The 14,601-nt window shown below is 46.3% G+C and carries 16 protein-coding genes; 10 read left to right on the forward strand and 6 right to left on the reverse strand.

Going from position 1 to position 14,601, the window contains the following annotated elements; genetic code table 11:
• Positions 1 to 966, forward strand: coding sequence for a LacI family DNA-binding transcriptional regulator (locus AC3IRK_RS14955; protein ID WP_214855312.1), 966 nt, complete (start codon positions 1 to 3; stop codon positions 964 to 966).
• Positions 967 to 1,022: 56 nt separating this feature from the next.
• Here AC3IRK_RS14955 and AC3IRK_RS14960 read toward each other — a convergent pair whose 3' ends face one another.
• The 5 genes from AC3IRK_RS14960 to cbpA form a co-directional block, all read right to left on the reverse strand.
• Positions 1,023 to 1,685: a C40 family peptidase gene (locus tag AC3IRK_RS14960; protein WP_131503510.1), complete on the reverse strand. Its 663-nt coding sequence runs from the start codon at positions 1,683 to 1,685 to the stop codon at positions 1,023 to 1,025.
• A gap of 217 nt (positions 1,686 to 1,902) precedes the next feature.
• Complete coding sequence (locus tag AC3IRK_RS14965) at positions 1,903 to 5,061, reverse strand: efflux RND transporter permease subunit (protein WP_489170178.1); 3,159 nt, start codon at positions 5,059 to 5,061, stop codon at positions 1,903 to 1,905.
• Positions 5,062 to 5,105: 44 nt separating this feature from the next.
• The gene (locus AC3IRK_RS14970; RefSeq protein ID WP_131503512.1) at positions 5,106 to 5,663 is read right to left on the reverse strand and encodes a TetR/AcrR family transcriptional regulator; all 558 of its coding nucleotides are present in this window, start codon (positions 5,661 to 5,663) and stop codon (positions 5,106 to 5,108) included.
• Between the two features lie 190 nt (positions 5,664 to 5,853).
• Positions 5,854 to 6,621: a pyrroline-5-carboxylate reductase family protein gene (locus AC3IRK_RS14975; protein ID WP_131973509.1), complete on the reverse strand. Its 768-nt coding sequence runs from the start codon at positions 6,619 to 6,621 to the stop codon at positions 5,854 to 5,856.
• A 58-nt stretch (positions 6,622 to 6,679) separates the two neighbouring features.
• Positions 6,680 to 7,318, reverse strand: coding sequence for a cyclic di-AMP binding protein CbpA (cbpA, locus tag AC3IRK_RS14980; protein ID WP_026827156.1), 639 nt, complete (start codon positions 7,316 to 7,318; stop codon positions 6,680 to 6,682).
• Positions 7,319 to 7,660: 342 nt separating this feature from the next.
• Here cbpA and AC3IRK_RS14985 point away from each other — a divergent pair, with 342 nt between their 5' ends.
• The 9 genes from AC3IRK_RS14985 to queF all read left to right on the forward strand — a co-directional run bounded on the left by AC3IRK_RS14985 (position 7,661) and on the right by queF (position 13,822).
• A complete protein-coding gene (locus AC3IRK_RS14985) occupies positions 7,661 to 8,278 on the forward strand; it encodes a DUF47 domain-containing protein (protein WP_114596668.1) in 618 nt (205 codons plus the stop codon).
• 16 nt (positions 8,279 to 8,294) lie between these two features.
• Positions 8,295 to 9,299, forward strand: a complete 1,005-nt coding sequence (locus tag AC3IRK_RS14990; RefSeq protein WP_026827154.1) for an inorganic phosphate transporter — start codon at positions 8,295 to 8,297, stop codon at positions 9,297 to 9,299.
• Positions 9,300 to 9,431: 132 nt separating this feature from the next.
• The gene (locus tag AC3IRK_RS14995; RefSeq protein WP_026827153.1) at positions 9,432 to 10,247 is read left to right on the forward strand and encodes a bifunctional hydroxymethylpyrimidine kinase/phosphomethylpyrimidine kinase; all 816 of its coding nucleotides are present in this window, start codon (positions 9,432 to 9,434) and stop codon (positions 10,245 to 10,247) included.
• Positions 10,248 to 10,308: 61 nt separating this feature from the next.
• Positions 10,309 to 10,674 (forward strand): YojF family protein, encoded by a 366-nt coding sequence (locus AC3IRK_RS15000; protein ID WP_131503516.1) that lies wholly within the window; start codon positions 10,309 to 10,311, stop codon positions 10,672 to 10,674.
• A complete protein-coding gene (gene bshB2, locus AC3IRK_RS15005; protein WP_131503517.1) occupies positions 10,674 to 11,330 on the forward strand; it encodes a bacillithiol biosynthesis deacetylase BshB2 in 657 nt (218 codons plus the stop codon). Before AC3IRK_RS15000 ends, bshB2 begins: the two co-directional genes overlap by 1 nt.
• Before the next feature lie 170 nt (positions 11,331 to 11,500).
• Positions 11,501 to 12,157 (forward strand): 7-cyano-7-deazaguanine synthase QueC, encoded by a 657-nt coding sequence (gene queC, locus AC3IRK_RS15010; protein WP_489170179.1) that lies wholly within the window; start codon positions 11,501 to 11,503, stop codon positions 12,155 to 12,157.
• Positions 12,154 to 12,609, forward strand: a complete 456-nt coding sequence (queD, locus tag AC3IRK_RS15015; RefSeq protein ID WP_012371768.1) for a 6-carboxytetrahydropterin synthase QueD — start codon at positions 12,154 to 12,156, stop codon at positions 12,607 to 12,609. Before queC ends, queD begins: the two co-directional genes overlap by 4 nt.
• On the forward strand, positions 12,606 to 13,322 hold the full coding sequence (gene queE, locus AC3IRK_RS15020) for a 7-carboxy-7-deazaguanine synthase QueE (RefSeq protein ID WP_114596672.1): 717 nt from the start codon (positions 12,606 to 12,608) through the stop codon (positions 13,320 to 13,322). The genes queD and queE overlap by 4 nt, the downstream gene beginning before the upstream one ends.
• An 11-nt stretch (positions 13,323 to 13,333) precedes the next feature.
• Positions 13,334 to 13,822, forward strand: coding sequence for a preQ(1) synthase (gene queF, locus AC3IRK_RS15025; protein WP_012371770.1), 489 nt, complete (start codon positions 13,334 to 13,336; stop codon positions 13,820 to 13,822).
• 264 nt (positions 13,823 to 14,086) lie between these two features.
• Here queF and AC3IRK_RS15030 read toward each other — a convergent pair whose 3' ends face one another.
• Positions 14,087 to 14,371: a helix-turn-helix domain-containing protein gene (locus AC3IRK_RS15030; protein ID WP_131503520.1), complete on the reverse strand. Its 285-nt coding sequence runs from the start codon at positions 14,369 to 14,371 to the stop codon at positions 14,087 to 14,089.
• Between the last annotated feature and the right edge of the window lie 230 nt (positions 14,372 to 14,601).

The following is a 14,601-nucleotide window of genomic DNA, read 5'->3' on the forward strand; positions in this document are numbered from 1 at the left end:
ATGACCAACATTCGTGACTTAGCACGTGAAGCAGAGGTTTCAGTGACGACAGTCTCGCGTGTCCTCAATGATCATCCGTACGTCGCGGAAGATAAACGGCGGGCCGTCCGGGACGCCATCACAAAACTTGGTTACATCCGAAATCAAACTGCCGTCCATTTATCGACCGGTCAAACGAAAACAATCGGCGTCATGTTGCCTTACGTCGATCATCCGTATCATGCCGCAATTCTGCACGGGATTGCCCAGTCTGCTTTTGAAGCGGACTACCGTTTTTTGACGTGGCAGACGAACTACATCGCATCACACGAACAAACCGTTCTTCAAGCCCTTGCCCAACGCGAAGTCGATGGACTGATTGTCGTCTCACACAGTCTGCCGGTCGAAGACATTTTGCAATACGAACAATATGGTCCGATTATTTTTTGTGAACACCATGAAGATGTCTCTTCGGTCTACATCAATCATTATACCGCGTTTCAAAGCGGCTTGAAGGCACTTCAGTCTTTTGGTCATACCCAGATCGGGATCTGTCTCGGTCGTCCCGACAGTACAAACAGCCGTGCCCGAAAACGGGCTTATCAGGATACCGTATCGCTTGCCGACGTTGCCTGGATCTACCAACAGGCGTTGACGATTGAAGACGGGGCCCGGATCGCACAGCAGTGGGCGAAGCAAACCAATCGTCCGACCGCTTTATTGACCGCAAGTGATCATGTCGCAGCCGGCGTCATCCTGGAGCTTCGTAAACAAGGCTACCGGATTCCGGAAGATTTAGCCGTGATCGGATTCGACGGAAGTGAGTTAGCAGTCGTCCTCAATTTAACGACGGTTGCCGTCCCTTACGAGACCATCGGACGCCAAGCTTTCTCGATCGCCATTAGTGACAATTGGCGGGATCATCCTCAAGTGGAAATTCCGACCACCCTTCTGAGCGGATTGACCGCTCTTGAATCCAATGACTAAAACCCGCTCTTGTCTCGCAAATGCGTCAAGAGCGGGTTTTTGGTTGATTTTCTTTCTTATAAAGATCCGGCAGCAACGTAACGTGATCCCCAGTAGCCGCTTCGGAATGATTCTTTGACGACTTGTCCGTAATACGAGTTGGCATTGATCATCGTCGATCCATCCACCGCAATCCCAACGTGTTGAATTCCGCTTCCGTGTGTGAAGAAGACCAGATCTCCAGCAACTGGAGCTGTTCGTTTCGTTGCGCCGTATTGGGCAGCCGCTGTTCGTGGTAATGATTTACCCAATGCATTGTAGACATAACGCGTAAAGCCGGAACAGTCGAAGCTGACAGGACCCGTTGCGCCAAATACGTAAGGACGTCCTTTTAAGCCTTCCGCCACGGATACGACGGCTGCTCCATTTTTAGTTAATCCCGTTGTCGCTTTTGCATTAAACGCTTTTGTGTATGTAGCCGCTATGTAAGCATTTTTCCCCGCATACCGGAGTTGATACCAGTTGTTTGCCGTTTTGCCGAGGACCGTTACCGTTTGGCCTAATTTCAGTTGGCCTAATTTTTGACCTGTCGTCGTTGCTTTTGACCGAACATTCAACACGTCGACCGCCACGACAACTTTTTTTGCCGTACCGGCTTTTGTTTGGTGAGGAACAGCGGCAAAGCTACTGATGAGCAACGTTGCAAACACGATGACACGAATTAAAAATGAACTTTTCATCCGTCTATCTCCCTTGTAAGTGAGTTTATGTAAAAAACTAAATTATCAGATAATTGCTGTTTTTATCCTATCATGTCGATTTCTTTCATCGTGTTACAGTTTATTAACAGGGATAGTTTACCGTAACATTTTTGCAACAAATAAAAAAACAGGTCCTAAAATAGCATGCTAGAGCCATTCCAGGGTACCTGCTTTAATCATTAGAAACTAAAACTGCTTAATCTATTGACTTCTTTTTCCGAAACCGTGCAAAGAATTCGTAGACGATCGGGACAATCAACAAGGTTAATAACGTTGAACTTGTTAATCCGCCAATGACCGTCACCCCGAGACCTTTCGAAATCAAAGCACCGCCTTCAAGACCTAGTGCCAATGGTGACAAGGCACCAATCGTCGCGAGCGCTGTCATCAAGATCGGACGAAGTCGTGTTCCTGCCGCGTCCAATAAGGCTTCACGTGTCTCGAGGCCCTCTTTTTCCTTGTGAATGACGCGATCAATCAGAACGATGGCGTTCGTCACGACGATTCCGATCAACATCAATGCACCGATTAATGAAGATACTGAAATCGTTTCGCCTGTAATCAACAGCGCGAGTAATCCGCCGATGATGGCAAACGGAAGCGAGAACAGGATGACAAGTGGTGTCAATGCGCCTCCAAAGGTGACGACAAGAACAAGGTAGACGATGGCGACTGCTGCTGCCATCGCAAGTCCGAGTTGCGTGAACGACTCTTGAATTTGCTCCGTCACACCACCTGCTTTATACGAAACACCTGTCGGAAGATTAATTTTTTTGACTGTTTTATCGATGGCTTGTGAAGCTTCTGTTGCTTTGTCTGTTTTTAATTCTGCAGTGACCGTCGCGACCAATTTGCCGTCCCGTTCACTGAGTGAATCCGGTGTCGTTCCTTTTTTAACGGAGACGAAATCCGACAGTTTCCGGACACCAAGCGGCGTCGTGACATCTGTTGTTTGTAAATCATTGATGGAATCATATGTCGTCTGTTCGTTCGGTACGATGACATCAAGTTCCTTGCCGTCTACTTTTATAGTAGAAAGTGGTTTTTCTTCGCCTTGCACATTGGCAATTCCTTGTGCCAATTGTGCTGTCGAGATACCGAATTCAGCGGCTTTTTGTTGATTAACTTCGAACGTGTATTGCGTATACGACTCTTTTAAGTCGGTTGTTACTTTACGCACGTATTTCGATTCGCCTTCAATCGCTTTGACGAATTTTGGTGTCATCGTTTGTAGATCTTCGATTGAATTCGCATAAACCGAGTACGAAACACCGGAAGAAGCAGCTCCTCCACTGAAGTCCTGTTCTTTCCATTCGCCGGTCGGAATCTCTTTATTCAGTTGTTTGATTGCCTGTTGTTTTACATCGGCAAAATCAGCTGTATCCGGATCATACTGGGCGATGAAGACAGCTTGCTTTGTATTTCCGGGATTCAATGGATTTTCTCCACCGACTGTAAATTGAAGATTATCCACATCACGTTGCTTTTCGAAATATCCTTCTGCCAAGTCGGCAGCCTTCAATGAATCTTCTAACGTTTGACCCGGTTTCGGATTGTAGGTCACGTAAAACGTTTTTTCACTCTCTTGATTCAAGAAGTTGACGCCGATGGTCGGAACAAGCGCGAAACTGCCGATCAGCAACAGGACGGCAAGTCCGAACACGACGAGTTTATGGTTTAACGACCAATTCAGTACACCACGGTACCAATTGGCGAGTTTTCCGCCATCTTCTTTTTCCGGTTTTGGTGCCTTCCCTCGTTTAAAGAGTGAATCAGCAAACATTGGAACAACCGTTACCGCCACGATCAATGAGGCAAAGAGTGCAAACACGACCGTTAACGCGAACGGAAGGAACAGTTCACCGACAAATCCTGTGACAAATCCGAGCGGCAGGAAGACGGCAATCGTGACGATGGTCGATGAAGCGACCGGAATGAATACTTCACGCGTCGCATCAATGATGAGCGTTTTCCCTTTTAACGGTTCAGCGGGATCCGTCAAGCGACGGTAAATGTTTTCAATGACGACAATCGAATCATCCACGACGCGACCAATCGCAACTGTCATCGCCCCAAGCGTCATGATGTTGAGGGAGATGTCCAACTGTTTCAAGACCAAAATCGCCATCAACAGAGATAATGGAATCGAAATAACGGCAATGATCGTTGATTTGACATTACGCAGGAACAAGAGAATGATGACGACAGCGAACAAGGCACCAATCAATGCTTTGCTGATCATCGTTGAGACCGATTCTTCAATCGGCTTCCCTTGGTCGAGCGTGACCGACGCTTTTACGCTGGCATTGTCTTTCTCAAAGTCTTTAATCGTCTCTTTGACCGCATTGACGACTTCGACCGTATTTGCATCTTGTGACTTCGTCACCTGGACGCCAATCGAACGTTCCCCGTTTGACCGGGAAATCGATTCTTCGATTCCTTTGTCTTCAATCGTCGCTAATTGCGATAATTTAACGGTCGGGACTTGCGTTGGTGCCGCCGCAGCCGGACTCGCTGCTTGTGCCGGAGCCGCATCTGTCGGCGCCGATTGTGCAGGTGCTTGCGTCTGTCCTTGTCCGGCACTGGCTTCAGGTGACTCTGTTGCTGCTTGTGGTGTGTACGGCAAACGGAGATTCTTCAGTTCAGTGACTGTCGTTGCCTTTCCATCGAGAACAACGGCCTGTTCTTTATCACCTAGTTCATATAACCCAAGTGCCAAGCGGGAATCATTCGCTTGAATCAGTTGTTTGACGTTCTCTTCCGTCAATCCGTACTGTTGTAATTTCTTTTCATCAAATTGAATCTCGATTCGACGGATTTCCTGACCGGCAATTTGAACCGTCTGTGCGCCTTCGATTCCTTCGAGTTTTGGTTGAAGTTCGTTTTCGACCAGTTTCGTCAAGTCGGATAATGAACGTTTTTCGTCCGATACGGCAAATCCGATGACCGGGAAGGCATCAAAGGAGATTCGGGAAACCTGAGGTTCCTGTGCTCCTTCCGGCAATTCAACATTGGCCAGTGCTTCTTTGACTTTTTCTTCCGCTTCGTCCATGTCTGTACTGAAGCTGTAGTCGATTTGTAAATTTGAGGCATTTTGGAAAGAGGACGAGCGGACGGTTTCGACTCCGCCAAGGTTCTCGACCTTACTTTCAAGTTCACGGCTGACCTCATCGAGTACTTGTTCCGGTGTTGCTCCTGGATAAATCGTCGTCACGGACACGGTTGGTGTCGTGATATCCGGCAACGTCTCGAGTTTCATCGTCGTTCCGGCATAAATTCCGGCGACTGTGATGATAATCGTCAGTAACCAAAGGGCAAACTTATTATTGACTGAAAATTGAATGATACGCTTCATGGTAAAAATCCGCCTTCTCTCTCTTCTTTTTCGATTCCATCTTGTTATTTTGATGCTTGATCAATCTTGCGTGCTTGTTTCAATAACCGTTCAATCAAGGCCTGCCGTACGTCAGGTGCAGGTTGACCGAACTGAAAATGTTCCGACATTTTCAAGCCGTCCAATGTAAAACGAATCATCATCGCGTCTACAGGATCTGCCTGTTCCATCAATTGATCAAAAAACTGATGAACCTGTTTTTTTCGTTCTTCCACAAAAGCGGCATTTTCCTTTAATAAGGACAATAAGAACAATACCGTATCGATGTCGAGGCAAAATTCTTCATCCCGTCTTGCTTGCAGCAGGACGAATGCTTCCATTGGACCAAATCCCTCTTCCCGGTACGTCTGATATTGCTGAAACTGACGCCGTTCCTGTTCTTCAATCACACCCATCAATAATTCTTCTTTGGAAGAAAAATGATACAACAATCCGCCTTTGGAGACATTCGCCTGTTTCGCCACTTCTTCAAGTGTCAGTTGTGGAAACCCTTGAGTCAGCATGACTTGAACAGTTGCATCCGTGATTCGACGTCGCGTTTCTAACGCTTTTATACTGACCATCATCTTTCTCCTTTCCATTTTACTGTACCGTCTGGACGGTTTCTTTTTTAAATATACGAAGTTCTGTCCCGCTTTGCAAGATTAAATCAATGTTTCACGTGAAACGCTTCGTATTATATGAGCCGAACATGAAAAAAAACGTCTACCCGTACTCTTCGAATCGAGAACCGGTAGACGTTTCAAGTAATCTTTAGTGATCTTCCCGCGCACTTTCCATCAAAGCAGCATATATCGCTTGTGCTAAGTGATGTTCACGCAGAACACGGACTCCTCGATCCGTCGGACCACCCGGAGCCGCTACATCATCAATCAGTTCCTCTGTCGGACGTTCTTCGTGTAACAGCAGTTCCGCCGATCCTTTCATAGCCTGCGCAATGATCCGCCGGGCAGAAGAAGCATCAAAACCCGCTTTCGTTAAAACAGGTGTCATCGCGCCGACGATTTCATAGAAGAAAGCCGGACTGCATCCTGCTGCAGCCATCAAATAAGGCATCGTTGTCGCATTCGTTTCAACCGTCTGACCCACTCGTTCAAACAATGCCGTCGCTTGTTGTCTTTTCTGATCCGAGATAAGGTCACCAAACCAAAGTCCCGTCATTCCTGTCCGAAATGCGACAGGTGTATTCGGCATCGCACAGACAGCACCACATGAAACGTGTGCCTCGATGTCTGCCGGTGTAATATGCGCGGCGACGGACACTACCAATTGGTCCGTCCAAGTCTTTTGTTTGATGTAGTCGAGAACTCCGTCCGGCTGCATGGCTAAAACAACGACATCAAATTGTTCGACCTGTTCCTCGGCCGTCGTCCGAACACCGTACTGCTCCGCCAAAGCAAACAGACGTGTCCGGTCTGTTCGATTGGTCATCGTGATCGTTTGAGGGGAGATACCCGAATCAAGCCATCCTTTGACTAAGGACTCGCTCATCGAACCTGCCCCTACCATTAAAATTTTCATTGTTATTCCTCCCAACAAAAAAAGGACCACTTACTGGTCCCTTCAGATTTCCTAGTCATTATACACGAACTGCCAAGTCTTCCACAGCAACGACACGGAGTCCTTTTTCATTTAATTTCTTGACGATTTTCTTTTTCGTTTTCTCATCACAGTCAGTCGGTAATGTGATCAAGACCCGGCGCATGACACTGCTTTTCGCATCAAGTGTCATCAAACTCGCCACTGTTGAGTACTTATTAACGATTTTAGCGATCTTTTCAAGGGCACCTTTTTGTTCACTGAGTGCAACCGTTAAGATATAGCTGCCTGAATCACGATTCCATGCTTCTTCGAGCATACCAAGCATCTTTCCGTGTGGTAAGATGCCGAAGAACTGTCCATCATCATTCAAGACTGCGATGTAAGGCAATTCTTTGATTGAGAAAAAGACTTCAAAGAAGTTACTGCCTGTGTAAATGAACTTCGTCGTGTTTTTGATTAACGTCATGACGTTATCATCTAAACTACCACCATTCATCCCGTGACGGTAAATATGCATCTTATAAATGTTCCCTTTGAACAATTGACCGGTCTGATCAAGAACCGGGACACAACGATATCCTGTTTCTTCTAGCGTCTGCAACGCTTCTCGAATCGTAGCGGTTTCTAAAATCTTGACACACTGGTGTTTCGGAATACACAAACTTTGAACGAGCATACAAAACGTCCTCCTCTTTCCTTTAACATGATTATACCTGATTTACATGACGCTCTAACTTAATTTCTTATTCGCTTCCGCTCTTCCTTCTCCTGCTTTTCTTCTATTCCCTTACAGGAGCCAAGAGAAAACACAAATTCCCTCAAGATTAAGAAGCAATTCCATCTTATTTTTGCAATTTTTAATTCTTTATTAAATCAACAATCCCATTAGTATTAAGATTTATTAAGATTTCGTAAAGACGGGACATAGTTGTATTCTTTTACAATAGCGTCTGATACAATCGAACTCGTGAAGTCACTTCACTATTCTATTCTTGTTCTTAATATGGAGGCAGAAGAAATGTTCAGTAAAAAACAAGATCCATTCGCGGTTAAATTATCTGAGATTGCAGGACACCTGCAACAAACGTCACAATTTTTCGTCGACTTTAAAATCAATGGTATTGCCGATGTCAAAGAATTCGCCCATAAAGTAAAAGATTTTGAAACAGCTGGTGATGATTTGATGCATCAATTGATCATCGATTTAAACAACGCGTTCATCACACCAATCGACCGTGAAGATTTATTAGCACTTGCTAATTCACTTGACGATGTCCTCGATGGTTTTGAAGAGTGTTCAGCTATCTTCGAAATTTACAATATCGTACAAGCAGACGAGCATATGATTCGTTTCGTGGATGAAATCCACATTGCCGTCAATGAGCTCGCTTTATCAATGGATTTGTTAGTAGCACGTAAACTCCAACCGATGCGTGAACACGTCATCAAAGTGAAAGAGCAGGAAACCATCTGCGATAACTTGCGTCGTAAATCAATCAAAGCATTGTTCGCAACAGAAACAGATCCAATCAAAATCATTCAATACAAAGAAATTTATGAATCGCTCGAATCAATTGCCGATTACTGCCAAGATGCAGCAAACGTCATTGAAACGATCATCATGAAAAACGCATAAGTGAGGAGCTAACGAGATGGATAGTCTTTTTATCATCACCGCCATAATCGTCATTCTCGCACTTAGCTTCGACTTCATTAATGGTTTCCACGATACAGCGAACTCGATTGCGACTTCGGTGTCGACTCGTGCTTTGAAACCACGTCACGCCATCATTCTTGCCGCGACGATGAATTTTTTAGGTGCAATCACGTTTACTGGCGTTGCTAAAACAATTTCCAGCGATATCGTCGATCCGTCGACGCTTGAGCACGGAAGTTATGTCGTCATCGCTGCTTTACTCTCTGCTATCGCTTGGAACCTCTTAACGTGGTACTTCGGTATTCCGTCGAGTTCTTCGCACACGCTGATCGGTTCAATCGCCGGTGCTGCTATCGCATCTGTCGGCTTTGGCGGAATTGAAGCTAAAGGGATTCTAAAAATCGTTCAGGCACTGATCATTTCACCGATTCTTGCCTTCACGCTTGGATTTATCGTCTATGGAATCTTTAAAGTAGTTTTCAAAAAAGGAAACTTGGCGAAGACGAATCGTCGTTTCCGTCATATGCAAATTGCAACAGCCGCACTTCAATCGTATACACACGGAACGAATGATGCACAAAAAGCGATGGGTATCATCACGCTTGCCCTCATCTCTTCCGGTTTCCAAACCGATCACGAAGTCGCACTTTGGGTTAAACTATCGTGTGCGGTCGCAATGGGTCTAGGTACATCCGTCGGTGGATGGCGGATCATCAAGACCGTTGGTGGACAGATCATGAAAATCCGTCCGGTCAACGGGGTTGCGGCTGACTTGACGTCTGCTGCCATCATCTTTGGTGCGACAGCCATTCACTTACCGGTTTCAACGACACACGTTATTTCTTCTGCCATTCTCGGTGTAGGTACATCACACCGGAAAAAAGGTGTTAAATGGGGAACAGCACAACGGATGTTGATTACATGGGTCATCACATTGCCGATTTCAATGGCCGTGGCGGCGCTCATCTACTACATCTTAGATTTCCTATTCATTAAATGATCTTATTCCCCATCTAGTCAGCTAGGTGGGGATTTTCTGTCTCAATTGAGCCCCTGCAGTTGTCGCTTGGACTAGAATTCGCTATGATTGATGGCAAGAAGATATGCTTATTTTATTTAGGAGGAATTCCACATGACAAAACGTAAAGCGTTAACGATTGCCGGCTCTGACACGAGTGGCGGTGCTGGTATTCAAGCTGATTTGAAGACGTTCCAGGAACTTGAAGTCTACGGGATGAACGCACTGACGGTCATCGTCGCTCAAGATCCCGATCATTCTTGGCACCATGCGGTTTACCCAATCGATGCCGAACTCGTCCGGACACAAATCCATACGGTCCTTGGAGGAATTGGTGTAGATGCGATGAAGACGGGTATGCTCCCGACTGTCGAAATCATTGAAGTCGTTGCTGAAAAAATCAAGTCATCTGGTGTCAAAAACGTCGTCATCGATCCGGTCATGGTGTGTAAAGGTGAAGATGAAGTTCTGAATCCCGATACCGCGAATGCTTTACGCGATGTCTTGACACCGCTCGCAACGGTCGTGACCCCTAATGTTTTTGAAGCAGGTCAATTGTCCGGTCTTGGAAAAACACCTTCGACCATCGATGAAATGAAGCTCGCAGCTGCACGGATCCATGAAAAAGGCGCGCAATACGTTCTTGTCAAAGGTGGCAGTAAGATTGACCACCCACGAGCAGTTGACGTGCTTTATGACGGAAAAGAGTTTATCCTAATTGAGGACGAGCGTATTGAGACACCGTATACGCACGGAGCAGGATGCACCTACTCTGCTGCAATTACAGCTGAACTCGCAAAAGGAGCTTCTGTGGAGCAAGCGGTCCGTACAGCGAAATCGTTTATCACTTCTGCGATTCGTCATTCATTCCGCCTGAATGAATATGTCGGCCCGACTGACCATGCTGCTCACCGAACAGTAACGTCTTAATCGCTCAAGAAGTCCGCGCACTGATCGCGGACTTCTTTCTGTATAGGAAAGGGGATTCATCATGCAAGCACTTGATTTAACCGCTGTACAAGACTATATCGACAAGCATGCCAATACACCACTTTATGTCCACGTCGAAACGACGAACGGGGCGTACGCGACCCACCAGGATCCGACGTTCCACAGTGCCGGCATGTTTTTCCGCAACGCCGAGATTACGTACGAACGTGGTCTGATCACCGGAAACGGTCCGTACCGGATCGGACTGAAACTCTCCCACGGCTGGTTGTACGGTGAAGGCTTAACGGATTATGAATTTGCAGGCGATCAACTGTTGATTGCCGGACACGACATGGAAGGACGCCTTGCGATTGCCTTCGAACTCAGTCCGACTCCATTCGCGCAAGGCGCAGAGGAGGTAGAATAATGGCTTACAATGAACAAGATCATCTCCTCGTCATCTTCCCTCACCCGGATGATGAAGCGTTCAGCTCGGCTGGAACGATTATCGAACATGCAGAGAACCGTGGACCCGTCACATATGCCTGCCTGACACTCGGTGAAATGGGACGCAACATGGGGCGTCCTGTCTTTACGAACCGCGAACAGCTCGCGACGATCCGCAAACACGAACTGATTGCCGCATCTGAAAAAATGAAGATTTCCGATTTACAAATGTGGGGACTCCGCGACAAAACGGTCGAATTCGAAGACGAAGTGATGCTTGCTGAACGAATCGGACAATTGATTACGAAAACGCAACCGACACGGGTCATTTCGTTTTATCCGGGATATGCTGTCCATCCGGATCACGAAGCGACAGCACGTGCCGTCGTCCGGGCACTTCGTGCGATTGACGAAAGTCAGCGTCCTGAATTTTTAGCGGTTGCCTTCGCTAACAATACACGTGACGAACTCGGTGAAGGAACGTTCATCCATGATGTCAGTGCCTATACCGATCAAAAAATCGCTGCCCTTCAAGCGCATGCATCACAAACAGGCGGCTTGATGAAAGTCATCTCAGAAGACTCGAACATCCGTGATTTGCTCGTCAAAGAACGCTATTACCACTATCCGTTATAATTTCCGCACCCCTGGACGTCCTTTCGTTCAAGGGTGTTTTTTTTGTCTTACAAAATCCTCGATTGTCAGTCGACTTTTGAGTCACCTTCTGCTAGTGTGAATAGTTGAGACTGTGTCTCCGGAGTTCGTAACCTCCTCCGTCACAAAAACTAGGAATGGAAGTGTATCCAATGAAAAATGAACGTGCTCTTGTCGTCTTCAGTGGCGGTCAAGATTCGACGACCTGCCTGTTTCAGGCACTTGCCGACTATTCAGAAGTTGAAGTCGTTACCTTCAACTACGGGCAACGTCATGCCGCAGAACTCGATGTCGCTCGCGAAATCGCATCTGAACTCGGTGTGAAACATCACGAGCTCGATCTCTCACTCCTCAGTCAATTGACAAGCAATTCTCTGACTGACCACTCACAATCGATCACGACAAACGAAGACGGGCTTCCTTCTACCTTTGTAGATGGCCGAAATCACCTGTTTCTGTCCTTCGCAGCCGTCCTCGCTAAAGGACGTGGCATCCGCCATATCATTACCGGTGTATGCGAAACAGACTTTTCCGGTTATCCCGATTGCCGTGATTCCTTCATCAAGTCACTGAATGTGACGCTTAACCTCGCGATGGACTATCCATTCGTGATTCATACTCCGCTCATGTGGCTCGACAAAAAAGAGACATGGGCATTAGCTGATTCGCTCGGCGCGTTTGAATTTGTCCGCGAACGGACATTAACGTGTTACAACGGAATCATTGGAGACGGCTGTGGCGATTGCCCTGCTTGTGAATTACGGAAAAAAGGCTTAGATGCCTACATCGAGGAGGTCCAACACGCATGAAATTCAACTATGAAGCACCCGAAACAGTCGAGCGCCCGACAGGCGACTCGCTTATTTATACAAAATCACGTGTCATGATCGTCAAAAAATTGACGTTTGACGCAGCCCATCACCTGTATGACTATGATGGCAAGTGCCGCGCCCTGCACGGCCATACGTATCACGTGGATCTCGGCATCAGCGGATTCCTTGATCACCGCGGTATGACACTAGACTTTGGTGATTTGAAGAAAATTTTCAAAGAGCATCTCGAACCGTTACTCGATCACCGTTACTTGAATGAGTCGCTTCCTTACATGAATACAACGGCTGAAAACATGTCGGCCTGGATTTTTGAAACACTCGGTAAACATCTGCCGGATGAACGCGGTCTGCGTGTCGAGTTCGTTAAACTGTATGAAACACCGACTGCTTTTGCAGAAGTCCGCCGGGAATGGATGCTCGAGTCATGAGTCAACTGAAGAAAATACCGAAGATTCCTGTTCTTGAAATCTTTGGTCCAACCTTTCAAGGTGAAGGACGTTCGATCGGTCAAAAAACGATGTTCGTCCGGACGGGTGGCTGTGATTATTCCTGTGCCTGGTGTGACTCGGCCTTCACTTGGGACGGATCGGAAAAACCGGATTTGCTGACAGCAGAAGAAATCCTGACGCAACTCGATGCCCTCGGTTCGTATGGTCATGTCACGATTTCCGGCGGTAACCCTTTGTTACACGCATCGATCGGGACACTCGTCGACGCACTGAAGAGCCGTGGCATCACGATGTCGGTCGAAACACAAGGTTCTTACTGGCAAAACTGGGTGCTCGATATCGAAGACGTCACGATCAGTCCGAAACCGCCGTCGAGTGGCATGACCGTTGATTATGACCGCCTTGATGTCTTTTTCAAACGATTGCCTGAACAGCAACGCGCCGTTAAAATCGTCATCTTTGATGAGGCGGATCTTGACTTTGCTGCTGCCATTTCAGAACGCTACGCCTTAAAAACCTTATATCTGTCACTCGGTAATCCTGATCCTGCGGAAGAAGGTACGATTGCACCGCGGATGTTATCCGGCTTAAAAACTTTATGGGAACGCGTCGCAACTGACGAACGATTTAATCATGCACGGGTTCTTCCACAACTACATGCCCTCGTTTTCGCAAACGATCGCGGCGTTTAAGGAGATTAATTATGCGTCCAGAAGATTTAAACGATTTGTCCTTACTTGGTCAAAAGTCTGTCCCGTATATTTTTGAATATCAACCGGAAGTGCTTGAAGCCTTCCCGAACCGTCACCCGGAAAATGATTACTTCGTAAAATTCAATGCACCTGAATTTACGAGCCTTTGTCCGATTACGAATCAACCGGATTTTGCGACCATCTACATCTCTTACATCCCGGACGAGAAGCTGGTCGAATCAAAATCACTAAAACTTTATCTGTTCAGCTTCCGTAATCATGGTGACTTCCATGAAAACTGCATCAACGTTATCGGGAAGGATCTTGTCAAACTGATGGAACCCCGTTACCTCGAAGTATGGGGAAAATTCACACCACGCGGCGGGATTTCAATTGATCCATACTACAACTACGGTAAACCGGGTACGAAATATGAACAGATGGCAGAGCACCGTCTGTTTAATCATGATTTATATCCCGAAACCATCGATAATCGATAATACAGTAAAAGAGGCTGACTCAAAAAGGAATCTCTCGTCTTTTCACGCCCTTTCCTCAGGCGAGACACAAGCCAGTTTTCCTGCCTCATTCAGGCAGGAAAGCGGGTCTTGTTTGTCTCTGACAGCACAAAAATGCGCTTTTTCCTGTAGGAGTTGCGTGAAACGAGTGATTCCTGTTTAAACGAGAAAAGGGCGGCAGAATTAGAATCTGCCATCCTTTTCTTTGTAAGGACTGACTTTTGAGTCAGCCCTTTTTTTCTATCGTTAACTCGAAGGCAAATCAATGATTTTTTGATCTTCCTCTTGTTGAAAAATCATTTGCGCCGACCAGATATCCCGAAGTAAATGTTCGTACGGAACACCTAACACCTTTGCCAACCGTTCGATCATCGAAAAGGATGGATATGCCAGGCTTTTTTCAATCCGATTCATCATTTCAGGTGTCGTTTCCGTCAGTTCCGCAAGTTGTTCGAGCTCCATGCCCTGTCGGTTCCGTAACATTCGAATTCGTTCTCCATAGTTCGTGAGAGGAATGATCGATTCACTCATGATTTCGTCTCCTTTTTCTAAGCACATGACGCTCCGCTTTCTTTCCTGTTAACTTATTCCCGATTTTCATTTTTCAACACTTCTCCTATTCATAATATTCATTTTCTAAAATATAATTTCAAAAAAATCATAAAAAAGAACTAGCTTTTTAAAAAGTTATCGCTTACAATTCTAGGTGCAAGCGGTTGCATTAATCGCTTACATTTCTTGCACTAATTACACAGATAACA

Source organism: Exiguobacterium sp. GL_137, from assembly GCF_057834585.1.

What these genes read in the sequence shown, in the direction of transcription:
- AC3IRK_RS14965 (WP_489170178.1), bottom strand. Translation starts at nt 5,061, where the DNA reads ATGAAGCGTATCATTCAATTTTCAGTCAATAATAAGTTTGCCCTTTGG.
- queD (WP_012371768.1), top strand. Translation starts at nt 12,154, where the DNA reads ATGAAATTCAACTATGAAGCACCCGAAACAGTCGAGCGCCCGACAGGC.
- cbpA (WP_026827156.1), bottom strand. Translation starts at nt 7,318, where the DNA reads ATGCTCGTTCAAAGTTTGTGTATTCCGAAACACCAGTGTGTCAAGATT.
- AC3IRK_RS15030 (WP_131503520.1), bottom strand. Translation starts at nt 14,371, where the DNA reads ATGAGTGAATCGATCATTCCTCTCACGAACTATGGAGAACGAATTCGA.
- queF (WP_012371770.1), top strand. Translation starts at nt 13,334, where the DNA reads ATGCGTCCAGAAGATTTAAACGATTTGTCCTTACTTGGTCAAAAGTCT.
- queC (WP_489170179.1), top strand. Translation starts at nt 11,501, where the DNA reads ATGAAAAATGAACGTGCTCTTGTCGTCTTCAGTGGCGGTCAAGATTCG.
- AC3IRK_RS14990 (WP_026827154.1), top strand. Translation starts at nt 8,295, where the DNA reads ATGGATAGTCTTTTTATCATCACCGCCATAATCGTCATTCTCGCACTT.
- AC3IRK_RS14960 (WP_131503510.1), bottom strand. Translation starts at nt 1,685, where the DNA reads ATGAAAAGTTCATTTTTAATTCGTGTCATCGTGTTTGCAACGTTGCTC.
- AC3IRK_RS14985 (WP_114596668.1), top strand. Translation starts at nt 7,661, where the DNA reads ATGTTCAGTAAAAAACAAGATCCATTCGCGGTTAAATTATCTGAGATT.
- AC3IRK_RS14955 (WP_214855312.1), top strand. Translation starts at nt 1, where the DNA reads ATGACCAACATTCGTGACTTAGCACGTGAAGCAGAGGTTTCAGTGACG.
- bshB2 (WP_131503517.1), top strand. Translation starts at nt 10,674, where the DNA reads ATGGCTTACAATGAACAAGATCATCTCCTCGTCATCTTCCCTCACCCG.
- queE (WP_114596672.1), top strand. Translation starts at nt 12,606, where the DNA reads ATGAGTCAACTGAAGAAAATACCGAAGATTCCTGTTCTTGAAATCTTT.
- AC3IRK_RS15000 (WP_131503516.1), top strand. Translation starts at nt 10,309, where the DNA reads ATGCAAGCACTTGATTTAACCGCTGTACAAGACTATATCGACAAGCAT.
- AC3IRK_RS14995 (WP_026827153.1), top strand. Translation starts at nt 9,432, where the DNA reads ATGACAAAACGTAAAGCGTTAACGATTGCCGGCTCTGACACGAGTGGC.
- AC3IRK_RS14975 (WP_131973509.1), bottom strand. Translation starts at nt 6,621, where the DNA reads ATGAAAATTTTAATGGTAGGGGCAGGTTCGATGAGCGAGTCCTTAGTC.
- AC3IRK_RS14970 (WP_131503512.1), bottom strand. Translation starts at nt 5,663, where the DNA reads ATGGTCAGTATAAAAGCGTTAGAAACGCGACGTCGAATCACGGATGCA.